The organism is Streptomyces sp. HUAS MS02 (assembly GCF_055702265.1).
On sequence record NZ_CM146747.1, the window covers coordinates 9499054 to 9511251 of the forward strand.

Consider the following 12198-nt stretch of genomic DNA (forward strand, 5'->3'; position numbering starts at 1 on the left):
TGGGGCCTTGGGGAAGACCGTGGCCTTCCGGAGCCCCCGGCCCGCGTCGGCGCTCTACCGGTCACCCGCCTCACCGTCCTCGGCCGGTGTCCGGAAGACCAGCAGGGCGACGTCGTCGTCGTTGTCGACGGGACGCGCGCGCTCCAGCAGCAGGTCGCAGAAGACGTGCAGGGGCCGGTGGACGAGGGCCGCCGCGTGCTGGCGCAGGCGGGCCAGGCCCCGGTCGAGCATGTGTCCGGGGGACTCGATCAGACCGTCCGTGTACAGCACCAGCGTGGACTTCGGCGGCAGCGGGGTGAGGGTGTCGGTGCGAGCCCGGGACAGTCCCGTACCGAGCAGGTGGTCGTGCTCCTCGTCCAGGAACCGGGACCTGCCGTCGTGGGTGATCAGCAGCGGCGGCGGGTGCCCCGCGTTGGTCCACCGCAGGGCCCACGCGTCGTCGTCCCGCTCGACCCGGCCGAAGATCAGCGTCGCCATGGACGCCTCGGTCACGTTCACCACGGCCTGGTCCAGCCGCTCCACGATCGCGCTCGGCGGCTCCTCCATCGCCCACGCGTAGGCCCGGAGCATGTTGCGGACCTGGGCCATCCCGGCCGCCGCGTCGATGTTGTGTCCGACGACGTCCCCGATCGCCACCGCCGTGGCCCCGTCGGCCAGCGTGAACGCGTCGTACCAGTCGCCGCCGACCTGTGAGGACTTCGACGCCGACTCGTAGCGGGCGGCCATCCGCAGCCCCGGCACCTCCGGCATCTGGGGCAGCAGATGGCGCTGCATGGTCTCCGCGATGTGCCGCTGCCGCTGGTACAGGCGCGCGTTCTCCAGCGCCAGCCCGGCCCGGCGGGCGATGTCGTCCAGCAGGGACAGCTCGGCGTCGGTGAAGGCCCCCGGCCGCTCGCTCAGACCGAGCGTGAGGGCGCCGAGCACGGCGCGCGGCCCCCGGATGGGCGCGATGGCCGCCGAGCGCAGCCCCGTCTCCTTGAACAGCCTCTGCTGGGCGACCGTGATCCCCGAGTCCGCCGGCCCCTGGTAGGTCTCCGGCCCGGCCAGGGTCGACGCCGCCCCGCGCAGCGCTCGGGACAGCGGCATGAGCGACTCCTCGTGCACGGGCGGGAGCGGTCCCTCCAGCTCCTCGTGCCGCACCACCACGCCGTCGCGGTGGGTCGCCACCGTGGTCCGCCAGACGTCGTCGCTCTCGGTGATCAGGTCCACGACGGCCCAGTCCGCCAGCCTCGGCACCACCAGCCGCACCAGGCGGGCGACCGCCTCCTCGGCGTCCAGGGTCGAGCTCAGCCGGGTCGTCGTCTCGGCGAGCAGAGCCAGCCGGTCCAGCTGCGACAGCGTCGGCGGCTCGCCGTCCGGGACGACGACGTCGCTCTCCGGGGCGCACTCGTGGAAGAGCACTACCGCGCCGGTCGCGGACCCGTCGAGCCGGCACGGGGTGACCAGCCACGTCACCGGCAGCAGCGTGCCGTCGCCGCGCAGGAACCACTCGCGGTCCCCGCCGACGGTGCGGCCACCGAGGAACGCGCGCATCATCGAGCACGCCGCCCGCGGCACGGTGTGCCCCAGCTGGTCCCGGTGCAGCAGCTCGTGGGCGTCCCGGCCGACGAGTCCGTCGGCCGGGCGGCGGAGCAACTCCTCGGCCCGGGAATTCACCGCGACGACGACGCCGTTGTCGTCCACCGCGTACATGCCGGCGTGCACGAGATCGGGCAGCCCGGCCGGTGAGCGCACCGCCGGGTCCGGCGGACGCCGTTCGGGGTGATCCGGGCTCCACGCGCTCATGTTCGGGCTCCTCCGGCTCCGCTCGCGGACGGCACGGTCGTAGACGTCGACGGACGGTTCGCCGTGTGTGCTGCACGCATTACCCCGTCCTGGACGACCTACGCGCACGAGGTCCTCGACCGCAGGTGGGAGCGGGCCGGCGCGCTCCGGGCACCGCCGGAACGGACGGGGCCGCCGGGGTCAGGCCTGGGTGTGCCGTACGCAGGCCGCGACGACCTCGCGCAGGCTGCCCGTCCGGGCCATCACCTCGCGCTGCACCCGGGCTCCGTTGCCGCGTCGCGTCAGCTCGGCGACGGCGTCCCGTGCCAGGTCGGTGTCCCCGTGGTCGGCGAGGGCGTCCGCGACGTGGTCGAGCAGCGAGCGGATCACCTCGACGGCGGGCCGGGGCCGCATCGTGACGGGATCCAGGAGGTTCTCGGAGATCCCGGAGCGGGCCGCCCGCCAGGTGGCCAGCCGCAGCAGCCCCGCGCTGTGCCCGAGCGGCTCCACACCGGCCCGCCACTCACGGGCCGCGGTCTCCACGAGCCCCCGGGCGAGGGCGGCGACGAGGACCGCGGTGTCGGGGTGCAGACAGACGTCCGCGACCCGGATCTCGACGGTCGGGTACCGCCGGGACAGCCGCGCGTCGAAGTAGATCATGCCCTCGTCGCGTACGACCCCCGTGGCGATCAGGTCCGTGACGCACTGGTGGTACCGCTCCGCCGAGCCGAAGACGTCCGTGGGCCCGGCCATCGGCCACATGTCCCAGACCTGGCTGCGATAGCTCGCGTAGCGACTGTCGTGGCCCTGCCAAAAGGGTGAGTTCGCGCTCAGGGCCCTCAGCACGGACAGCCACGGCCGCATCCGGTCCAGGACGGCCACGCCCTCGTCGTCGGACTCGACGGACACATGCACATGGCAGCCGCAGACCAGCTGCACCTGCGTGTCCAGGCCGAACTCGCGCGCCATCCAGCGGTACCGGCTGTTCACGGTGATCGTCGGACTCACCGGCAGCGGCGACGTCGCCAGCGCCACGACCGCGCTGCCGAGCCCCTCGGCATGACGGGCCGCGTCCTTGCGGCAGCGGACGATCTCCGCCCCCAGATCGGCCATCGACGACTGCGGGTGGGTCGCGAACTCCACCTGCTCGTCGTGCAGCTCCTTCTCGAACACGTCCTGGCCCGTGCCCTCCAGCGCGACCCGCGCGAGCACCGCCGCGGCCCGCGCCTGCGGCTCGCCGGTCTCCGGATCGACCAGCAGGAGTTCCTCTTCCACACCGACGGTACGCACGTCATCCGGCCCTTCTGCCCTAGGTGGTGAGAGCCGTGTGCCCTCGGACGCCGCCGGGACACCTCACCGGACGGCTCGCGGGCCGGGGCCGTGTACGCGGCAGCGGCCCGGGTACCCGTGCGGCGCTTCGGGAGCCGCGCCGAACGCGCGTGGGCCCCCTGTCCACGAAACGGAGGAGGAGAACGTGACCAGCACCGCCGAGACGGGCCGCGTGACCGGTACCGCCGACAAGGACTACAACCTGATCTGGTACGTGGAGGCCTGCCTGAGCAACGCGCTGCGCCTCGAGTCGTACATCCAGGACGCGGAGCGGGAGAAGGACACCGAGGTCGTCGAGCTGTTCCGCAAGGCACAGGCCGACAGTCGCAAGGGCGCCGACCTCGGCAAGGAACTCCTGCGGCGTCGTCTGAGCGACTGACGGTGCTCCCGGGCCGCGTGCGGTCCGGGAGAACATCGCACGCTCCGTTCCCGGCACAGCGCCATTGTGGGCACGCCCCGGGCCGTCACGCGAACCGGAGGAGAACGACAAAGGCCGAACCGGAGAACGACAAAGGCAAGGAGGTCCAGTCCTCCTTGCCTGTCTCAACGTATAGCGCACCCGGGGGCTTGCGGCAAGACCCTCCCGGTGCCGCAGAATCGCCGACCGAAGCGAGAAGCGACGGCACATCTGCGCACATGGGGGTTGAGATGATCGACGTCATCGTCGTCGGGGGCGGACCGACCGGGTTGATGCTGGCGAGCGAACTACGGCTGGCCGGCGTGGAGACGGTCGTGCTGGAGCGGCTGACCGCGCCGACCGGGGAGTCCCGGGGGCAGGGCCTGCACGCGCGCAGTGTCGAGGTGATGGACCAGCGCGGCCTGTTGGAGAGGTTCCTCGCGGTCAGTGAGAAGTTCCGGGTCGGCGGACTCTTCGGCGGCATCATGAAGCCTTGGCCGGAGAGCCTGGACACGGCACACGCGTACGGCGTCGCCACCCCGCAGCCGGTCACCGAGCGCATCCTTCAGGAACGCGCGCTGGAACTCGGCACCGACCTCCGGCGCGGCGGCGAACTGGTCGGCCTCGACCAGGACGAGGACGGGGTGACCGCGGAACTGGCCGACGGCACCCGGCTGCGCGCCCGCTACCTCGTCGGCTGCGACGGGGGCCGCAGCACGGTGCGCAGGCTGCTCGGCGTCGGCTTCCCCGGCGAGCCCGCCACGGTCGAGACACTGCTGGGCGAGGTGCGGGCGACCGAGGACCCGGCGACGATCACCGAGATCGTCGAGAAGGTGCGCAGGACCGAACTGCGGTTCGGCCTCGCTCCGCTGGAGAACGGCGCGTACCGCGTGCTGGTACCCGCCGACGGGGTGTCCGAGGACCGTACGACCCCGCCCACCCTGGACGAGTTCAAGCAGCGGCTGCGGGACTTCGCGGGCACCGACTTCGGCGTCCACTCACCGCGCTGGCTCTCCCGGTTCGGCGACGCCACCCGGCAGGCCGAGCGCTACCGGGTCGGCCGGGTGCTGCTGGCCGGTGACGCGGCGCACATCCATCCGCCCACCGGCGGCCAGGGACTCAACCTCGGTGTGCAGGACGCCTTCAACCTGGGCTGGAAGCTGGCCGCCGAGGTCAACGGCTGGGCGCCGGAAGGGCTGTTGGACACCTACCACGCCGAGCGACACCCGGTCGCCGCCCGCGTGCTGGTCAACACCCGCGCGCAGATCACCCTGCTGGGGTCCGCGCCGGGGCCGACCGCGCTGCGGGAACTGCTGTCGAAGCTGATGGACTTCGAGGAGGTCAACCGGTACGTGACCGGGATGATCACCGGGGTCGACGTGCGCTACGACCTCGGCGACGGTCACGAACTGCTCGGTCGCCGGATGCGGGACCTGCGGCTGAAGCGGGGACGGCTGTACGAGCTGATGCACGACGGCCGCGGTCTGCTGCTCGACACCGGCGGCACGCTCTCGGCGGAGGGCTGGGCGGACCGCGTCGACCACGTGGTCGACTCCGCCGAGGACCTGGACGCACCCGCGGTCCTCCTGCGACCCGACGGCCACGTGGCGTGGGCCGGCGAGGACCAGCGGGACCTGCTCGACGCGCTCGCCCGGTGGTTCGGAGCCGCGAACACGCGCTGAGGAGGCGGTCGGACGGGCGGAGCCCGGCGCACGGGGAAGCGCGAGTGGCGTCAACAGCCACCGTGGCCCGGGCGGTTGTGGGGGGCGGGCGATACCACGCAGGATGCTGCGATGACCCCGCCTCCCGCAGTCCGCCCGTACCGGCCCGAGGACCTCGACGCCGTCCACGACATCTGCGTCCGCACCGCCCACAACGGCGGCGACAGCCGGCCCGTCCACGCGGACCCCGACGTCTTCCCGGCGACCTTCGCCACCCCGTACACCCACCTGGAACCTGAGCTGGCCTTCGTCCTCGACGACGGCGACGGCCGAGCGGTCGGCTACATCCTCGGCACCGCGGACACCCCCGCCTTCGTCGCGGACTTCCGTGCGAAGTGGCTGCCCCTGGTGGCGGAGCGCTTCCCGGTACCCGCCGACCGGGCGGACACCCCCGACGCGGCGATCGTCCGGCTCCTGCACGACCCCGAGCGCATGATCCTGCCCGAACTCCTCCCGTACCCCGCCCACCTGCACATCGACATCCTTCCCGCCTGGCAGGGCCGGGGCCACGGCCGGGCCCTCATGCACACCTTCCTCCGAGCGCTGCGCGACCGAGGGGTCCCGGCCGTCCACCTCACCATGGTCACCGCCAACACACCGGCGCGCGCCTTCTACGACCGCCTGGGCTTCCACGAGATCGAGGTGCCGGACCCCGGCCCGGTGACCCATCTCGGCCGCACGACACACGACTGACGGGCCGTTCGAGCCGGCGCCGACCTCACAGGGCGACACGGCTACGGCTTCGCCCGCACCAGACCCGCGTCGTAAGCCATGATCACGGCCTGGACGCGGTCCCGGGCACCGATCTTGGCGAGGACGCGGCCGACGTGCTTCTTCACGGTGGACTCGGTGAGCACGAGACGTTCGGCGATCTCCGTGTTGGTCCACCCCTGGCCGATGGCGACGAGCACCTCGTGCTCGCGTTCGCTCAGGCTCCGCAGCCGGGGGTCGGGGGGCAGGGGCGTGCCGGTCGGGGCGAGGACCTGGTGGGCGTAGGCGTCCAGGAGCCGGCGGGTGAGGCTGGGGGCGACGACGGCGTCCCCGGTGGCGACCGCGTGGATGCCGGCGACGAGTTCCTCGGGGCGGGCGTCCTTGAGGAGGAAACCGCTGGCGCCGGCCCGCAGCCCGTCGTACGCGTACTCGTCGAGGTCGAAGGTGGTCACGATCAGGACGCGGGTGCGGCCACCGGCGGCGACGATCCGGCGGGTCGCCTCCAGGCCGTCCATACCGGGCATACGGATGTCCATGAGGACCACGTCGGGACGGAGCTCCGCGGCGAGGCGGACGGCCTCGGCGCCGTGCTCGGCCTCCCCGACCGGGGTGAGGCCGGGCGTGCCCTGCAGGAGCATGCGGAAACCGAGCCGCTGCAGGGGCTGGTCGTCGGCGATCAGCACGGTGGTCATGGCAGATGATCTCCCGCCGCCGACAGGGTGGGTGGCGCGGGGGGCACGTCCAGCAGGACGTCCACGATCCAGCCGTGGCCGGTCTCGTGCGGGCCGATGGTGACGGCACCGCCGTACAGGGCGGCCCGCTGCCGGATGCCGACCAGTCCGTGCCCCGGCTCCTCGGCCGCCCCCGCCCGCCCCCGCTCCGCGAGGCCGGGGCTCCCCGCCGGTGGGCCGGTGTCGACGACCCGGACGCGTACGGTGCCGGCCCCGGCGGTCACCCCGACCTCGGCCGAGGACCCCGTACCGGCGTGCTTCAGGGTGTTGGTCAGGGCCTCCTGCACGATCCGGTACACGGTGAGCTGCACGCCGCTGCCCAGCGCGTCGAGATCGCCCACGGTCCGGTAGGTCACGGGCAGCCCCGCCGCGCGGACCCGAGCCAGCAGGGGGTCCAGGTCGGCGATGCCCGGCTGCGGGCCGAGCAGCCGCTCGTCGTCCTGGTCCTCGCGCAGGACGTCCAGCACCCGGCGCAGTTCGCCCATGGCCTGGCGGCCGGTGTCGCCGAGGATGCGCAGGGCCTCGGCGGACCGCTCGCCCCGGCCGGCGGCGAGGACCGCGGCGCCGTCGGCGACGCCGACCATGACCGAGAGGTTGTGACCGAGGATGTCGTGCATCTCCCGGGCCACCCGGGACCGCTCGGCGGCGGCGGTGAGCCGGACGCGCTGGTCGCGTTCGATCTCCAGCCGGGCGGCGCGGTCCTCCAGCGTTGCCAGGTACATCCGGCGGATCCGGAGGGTGAGGCCGAGGGTGACGGCCGCCGTGGCCGTGCCCAGCAGGAAGAAGAGCCCGAGCAGCGGATGCTCGACCTGCCCCAGGAGCCAGACGGCGAGGGCCAGTTCACCGGCGGTCACGGCGACCGCCCAGCCCAGCGTCCGCAGAGAACCGTGCAGGGCCAGGCTGTACAGGGCGACGAGCATGCTGAGCCCGGCCTGCTGCCACACGTCCAGCGACCACTGGGCCAGTGAGACCGCCGCGATCACGAAGAACGTCACGCCCGGCGCCCGGCGCCGCCACCACAACGGCGCGACCAGCGCGGCCGCGAAGAGGAACGGGACGGCCGCCGGCAGGTCGGTGCGGTACTGCCGCTCCCCGAAGGGGCCGCCGTCACCGGCGTGGTCGAGAAGGAGGTCCGGCAGGCTGAGCAGCGCCACGACCAGCACCACCGCCGTGTCGAGCAGCCAGGGGTGCCGCCGGTCCAGCAGCTGCCGCCGGCGCTGACCGTGCAGCATCCGGCCCAGGACCGGGTGCCAGGCGGCGTCGAACGCCGGTGACTGCGGGAGCGCGGTCCCCGGGGCGGTCTCCGCCGCGGGTGTCGCGCGGTGCGGACTCATGGTCCTCATTGTCCTCGGTTCTCTGAGGGGTTCTCTGAGGCGGGCGTCCGCCCTCCCGGCGGCGCGGGTGCCGGTCCCCGGCAGGTCAGGCGTCCCGGCGGACCAGTCGGTGGGCGGCCCCGGCGAGGGCCAGCGCCACCCAGCCGGCGAAGACCGCGAGCCCCTGCCCCGGTGAGAGGGCATCGGCGGACCCGGTGAGCGCGTAGATCGCCGATCCCGCGTTGCTGGGGAGGTACGGGGTGATCGTGTCGTACCAGGAGTCCGGCAGCAGCGTGGCGAGCCCGGGAAGGATGAGCAGGATGCCGACCAGGGCCGCGATGGCTCCGGCGGAGGACCGCAGCAGCACCCCCAGGGCCACCCCGGCCACGGCGACCAGACCGAGGTAGACACCGGCTCCGGACAGGGCGCGCAACACGCCGTCGTCGCCCGGCGAGAGCGAGATCCTCTCGCCGTCCAGGCCGGGAACGCCCGACTGGAACGCGACCAGCGCGCCGACGGTGCCGAGGACGAGCGCGATCACCCCGATCACGGCGCCCTTCGCCCACAGCACCGGCAGCCGGCGCGGTACCGCGGCGAGCGTGGAGCGGATCATGCCGGTGCTGTACTCGCCCGCCGACAGCAGCACCCCGAGGACACCCACCGCCAGCGACGCGAAGGTCACCCCGGTCAGCGCCAGGGAGACCGCGTCGCCCGCTCCGGAGGGCTGCCCGGGGGGACCGTCGTCGACGACACCGGGACTGTAGGTGTAGGCGGCGATCGTCCCGAAGAGGATCAGCAGCACCAGGGCCACCCCGAGGGTGATCCAACTGGAGCGCAGCGACCAGAACTTGGCCCACTCCGAGCGCAGCACCCGGCGGCCGGTCACCTTGTGCACCCGCGTACGGGCCGGGACCACGGACAGATCGGTGGCGGTCATCAGGCGGCCTTTCGCGCGGGCTCGGCGGGAGCGCTCTGGTATTCGACGGCGTCGGCGGTGAGTTGCATGAAGGCCTCCTCCAAGGAGACGGCCTGCGGGGTGAGTTCGTACAGGGGCACCCCGTGCTGGGCGGCGATCGCCCCGATCTCCCGGGCGTCTAGGCCGCCGACGAGCAACTCCTCGCTGGTGGAGGAGCTGATCGTGACGTCCGGGCCGGCCAGCAGCGAGCGCAGCTTCAACGGCTCGGTGGTGGCGACCTTCACGCCTCCGCCGCCCGCGTCCCGCACGAAGTCGTCCACGGTGGTGTCCGCGAGCAGCCGCCCCCGCCCGATGATCACCAGATGGTCGGCGATCAGCGCGGTCTCGCTCATCAGGTGCGAGGAGAGCATCACGGCCCGCCCCTCGTCGGCGAGTCGGCGCAACAGGGTGCGCACCCACAGCACGCCCTCCGGGTCGAGGCCGTTGACCGGCTCGTCGAGCATCACCACCGCCGGATCGCTGAGCAGGGCGGCGGCGATCCCCAGCCGCTGCCCCATCCCGAGCGAGAAGGCCCCCACCCGCTTGCCCGCCACACTGGTCAGCCCGGCCAGCTCGATCACCTCGTCCACCCGGCCGCGCCCGATGCCATGGGTGTGGGCCAGCGCCATCAGATGGTTGACCGCGGTCCGGCCGGGGTGGACCGACTTGGCCTCCAGCAGCGAACCGATCTCGTGCAGCGGCGCCGCGTGCCGGGCGTAGGACCGTCCGTTGACGGTGACCGTGCCCCCGGTGGGGGAGTCCAGTCCGATGATCATGCGCATGGTCGTGGACTTGCCCGCGCCGTTGGGCCCCAGGAACCCGGTCACCTCACCGGCCTTGACAGTGAAGCTCAGACGGTCGACCACCGTCTTGTCCCCGTACCGCTTCGTCAGCTCACGCGCTTCGATCATGGCAGTGGGCCTTCCTGCTCGCCTCGGAAGGGGCCGCGATTCCGTCCGCGGCCTCTGCCTTTGAACCTACGAGCGAGGCCGACCGCGCCCCTGGGACCGCAGGGGACACTTCGGCTCTCCACTGGTACCGGGGTACCACCGGCACGTCATACCTCGTACGTACCGGGCCGACGACCGACGACCGACGACCGACGGCCGACGGCTGCGGGAGCGGTGCCTCAGGGGTGCCTCAGATGTGTTTCAGATGTGCCTCAGGCGTCGGAAGCGTCGCTGCCGCGCTCCTCGCGGGCTCGTCGGCGAGCGCCCAGCAGCACCCGCAGGGTGCCCGCCACCGGCGGGGACGCGGAGCCGCGCGACAGCCGGGCACCACGGGCGGACGCCGCGTCGGCGGTCAGCAGCTCGATCCTGACGACCGCGTCCAGGAGCACTCCACCGGGCCCTTCCCGGAGCGCGGGCAGTCCGGCGGCGGTGCGCAGACAGACGCGGGCCGCCTCGATCTGGTCCGCGACCAACTCCCGTACGCCCGCCGACTCCCGGCCCGCGACCAGATCCTCGACCGTGACCGAGAAGCGGGCCAGCGTCTCGGCCGGGATGCCCAGACGGCCCTCCGGCAGGTCCTCGGCCAGGTCGTTGACGAAGTCCAGCCGCTGGCTGCCCTCCATGAGCGTCCGGCACGCCGCCCGGAACCGCCCGTCGTCGGCCTCCGGGCCCAGCAGCGACGCGACCAGCATGAACGCGGGCAGCGAGTAGGCGTCCACGTAGGCCTGGTAGTCCGCCTCGGTGGCGAAGCCGGTGAACTCCAAGTCGGTGGTGGCGGTGGACAGATACTCCTCGACCGTCCCCCGCAGCCGCGGATACTCGGCCGTGGTGTGCAGCAAGGCACGGATCAGCGGATCGTCGCTCGTCCCAGTGTCCAGCGCCTTGCGCACCTCCTGCTCCCACGACGCCCACGCCGCGACCCGCCGGGGCTTCGGGCCGGTGTCCAGCAGGTCGTCGCCGTGGTGCATCACGGCCGTCGCCGCCACGGCGTGGGGCAACATCCGCCGTGGCAGCAGCAGTCGAGCCGCGAGATACGACGTGCGCCGGGCACGCGCCACCAGGTCCCGCTGTTGGCCGTAGTCCTTGCGCACCCCCGGCTCTCGGATGCCCGCCGCGTCCAGACTCCGCTTCCACACACTCATGCGTTGATCGTAGAGAAGGACATCGATGTCGCGACGGCTCCCCGGGGTGCCTGTGCGCTGTGCGCCGCGTGCTGGCGTTACTTCTGCTTCCAGGCCCAGTGCAGCCGGTCCAGGCCGCTCTGGTTGTTGACCTTCAGGCTGAGGCGGGTGCCGGTGCCCTGGAGGGTGGTGAGGGAGTAGGTGTCACCGTTGCGCAGACCGGGCCAGTAGACCGAACCGAGGCCCAGCTCCCGGATGATGTCGGTCGCGGCCTGGATGTAGGCGACCTCGTTGGAGCCGTTGACCGGGCCGTTGTAGTCCAGGCCGGTGGTCATGGAGGCGCCGAACTCGTCGAGGACGGTGCGCGAGGCGCAGGTGCCGATGCGCTCCTTGAAGTCCGCCTTCCACTGGTCGACGCTGGTCCAGTCGGTGTGCCAGAAGCCGTAGTTGTGCAGGGCGATCCGGGTGCCGTTCAGCCTGCTGTCGGCGCAGATCGGCTTGACGTCCTCGCTGTACTTGAAGCCCCCGATGAGGACCCGGTCGCGGGGGACGGCGCGGTGCGTGGCCAGCCAGCGCGCGGCGACGTCTCGCCACTCCTCGGAGGTGTAGCCGAACGGCTCGTTCATCGGCTCGAAGTACACCTTGCCGTCGCGGCCGTACGCGGAGGTGATCCGCGCCCACATGCGGTCCCAGGCGGCCTGGTCGTCGATCTTGCCGTCCTTGGCGTTGTCGGCCTCCCAGTAGCCCAGGATGACCTTGAAGCCCTTGGCGGTGGCGGCGTCGATCGCGGCCCGGTACGACTTCCAGAAGGGGCCGTTCACGGAGGTGGGGTTGACCGGCAGGCGGACCGTGTTGGCGCCGAGCTTGGCGAAGCCCCCGATGATCGCCCGGGACTTGGCGTACGTGGTGCCGTAGTCGTCGCCGGTGGACAGGCCCGAGGGGACGACCGCGTCGTCGGCGTAGTTGTCGCGCGGGTCGGCCCAGTTGACGCCGCGGAAGTCACTGACCGGCGGCGGTGAGGCGTGGCGGGAGGAGGCGGACGCGGGGGAGGCGAGGACTCCGCCGAATGCCGTGATGCCGGCCAGCGATGCCGCGAGGCAGGCTGTCCCGCGATGGTTCTTTCGTGGCACCAGATCCCTTTCTGGACAGTTGCGTCCGCGAAACCCGGCCGTGCGGGTCGGCGGCTCTGTGGCTCCCGCAACGTAG

General features: G+C 72.6%; 11 protein-coding genes. 3 read left to right on the forward strand and 8 right to left on the reverse strand.

Features of this window, described 5'->3' with window-relative positions:
• Nucleotides 1-54: 54 nt before the first annotated feature.
• Nucleotides 55-1785 carry a PP2C family protein-serine/threonine phosphatase gene (locus ACZ9QC_RS41035; protein WP_472917772.1) on the reverse strand — a complete coding sequence of 577 codons (1731 nt, stop codon included), beginning with the start codon at nt 1783-1785 and terminating at the stop codon, nt 55-57.
• Nucleotides 1786-1965: 180 nt separating this feature from the next.
• Nucleotides 1966-3054, reverse strand: a complete 1089-nt coding sequence (locus ACZ9QC_RS41040) for a glutamate--cysteine ligase 2 (protein ID WP_472917773.1) — start codon at nt 3052-3054, stop codon at nt 1966-1968.
• 184 nt (nt 3055-3238) lie between these two features.
• On the opposite strand from ACZ9QC_RS41040, the gene ACZ9QC_RS41045 reads away from it, so the two are divergent.
• From ACZ9QC_RS41045 to ACZ9QC_RS41055, 3 genes are all read left to right on the forward strand, one after another.
• A complete protein-coding gene (locus ACZ9QC_RS41045; RefSeq protein ID WP_217179048.1) occupies nt 3239-3472 on the forward strand; it encodes a hypothetical protein in 234 nt (77 codons plus the stop codon).
• Between the two features lie 269 nt (nt 3473-3741).
• Nucleotides 3742-5172, forward strand: coding sequence for a rifampin monooxygenase (gene rox, locus ACZ9QC_RS41050; protein WP_472921954.1), 1431 nt, complete (start codon nt 3742-3744; stop codon nt 5170-5172).
• A 111-nt stretch (nt 5173-5283) separates the two neighbouring features.
• Nucleotides 5284-5904 carry a GNAT family N-acetyltransferase gene (locus ACZ9QC_RS41055; RefSeq protein ID WP_472917774.1) on the forward strand — a complete coding sequence of 207 codons (621 nt, stop codon included), beginning with the start codon at nt 5284-5286 and terminating at the stop codon, nt 5902-5904.
• A 41-nt stretch (nt 5905-5945) separates the two neighbouring features.
• Here the strand turns inward: ACZ9QC_RS41055 and ACZ9QC_RS41060 are convergent, their stop codons facing one another.
• The 6 genes from ACZ9QC_RS41060 to ACZ9QC_RS41085 form a co-directional block, all read right to left on the reverse strand.
• A complete protein-coding gene (locus ACZ9QC_RS41060; protein ID WP_316731304.1) occupies nt 5946-6614 on the reverse strand; it encodes a response regulator in 669 nt (222 codons plus the stop codon).
• On the reverse strand, nt 6611-7987 hold the full coding sequence (locus tag ACZ9QC_RS41065; RefSeq protein WP_472917775.1) for a sensor histidine kinase: 1377 nt from the start codon (nt 7985-7987) through the stop codon (nt 6611-6613). Before ACZ9QC_RS41065 ends, ACZ9QC_RS41060 begins: the two co-directional genes overlap by 4 nt.
• A gap of 85 nt (nt 7988-8072) precedes the next feature.
• The gene (locus ACZ9QC_RS41070) at nt 8073-8903 is read right to left on the reverse strand and encodes an ABC transporter permease (RefSeq protein ID WP_472917776.1); all 831 of its coding nucleotides are present in this window, start codon (nt 8901-8903) and stop codon (nt 8073-8075) included.
• Entirely contained in the window at nt 8903-9832 is a 930-nt protein-coding gene (locus ACZ9QC_RS41075; protein ID WP_472917777.1) for an ABC transporter ATP-binding protein, read from the reverse strand. Before ACZ9QC_RS41075 ends, ACZ9QC_RS41070 begins: the two co-directional genes overlap by 1 nt.
• A gap of 251 nt (nt 9833-10083) precedes the next feature.
• Nucleotides 10084-11013: a squalene/phytoene synthase family protein gene (locus ACZ9QC_RS41080; RefSeq protein WP_472917778.1), complete on the reverse strand. Its 930-nt coding sequence runs from the start codon at nt 11011-11013 to the stop codon at nt 10084-10086.
• Between the two features lie 77 nt (nt 11014-11090).
• Nucleotides 11091-12122, reverse strand: coding sequence for a glycoside hydrolase family 5 protein (locus ACZ9QC_RS41085; RefSeq protein ID WP_472917779.1), 1032 nt, complete (start codon nt 12120-12122; stop codon nt 11091-11093).
• Between the last annotated feature and the right edge of the window lie 76 nt (nt 12123-12198).

Excerpts from the sequence above, each read along its gene's own strand:
- ACZ9QC_RS41035 (WP_472917772.1), bottom strand. The coding sequence starts at position 1,785 with ATGAGCGCGTGGAGCCCGGATCACCCCGAACGGCGTCCGCCGGACCCG.
- rox (WP_472921954.1), top strand. The coding sequence starts at position 3,742 with ATGATCGACGTCATCGTCGTCGGGGGCGGACCGACCGGGTTGATGCTG.
- ACZ9QC_RS41055 (WP_472917774.1), top strand. The coding sequence starts at position 5,284 with ATGACCCCGCCTCCCGCAGTCCGCCCGTACCGGCCCGAGGACCTCGAC.
- ACZ9QC_RS41060 (WP_316731304.1), bottom strand. The coding sequence starts at position 6,614 with ATGACCACCGTGCTGATCGCCGACGACCAGCCCCTGCAGCGGCTCGGT.
- ACZ9QC_RS41065 (WP_472917775.1), bottom strand. The coding sequence starts at position 7,987 with ATGAGTCCGCACCGCGCGACACCCGCGGCGGAGACCGCCCCGGGGACC.
- ACZ9QC_RS41070 (WP_472917776.1), bottom strand. The coding sequence starts at position 8,903 with ATGACCGCCACCGATCTGTCCGTGGTCCCGGCCCGTACGCGGGTGCAC.
- ACZ9QC_RS41075 (WP_472917777.1), bottom strand. The coding sequence starts at position 9,832 with ATGATCGAAGCGCGTGAGCTGACGAAGCGGTACGGGGACAAGACGGTG.
- ACZ9QC_RS41080 (WP_472917778.1), bottom strand. The coding sequence starts at position 11,013 with ATGAGTGTGTGGAAGCGGAGTCTGGACGCGGCGGGCATCCGAGAGCCG.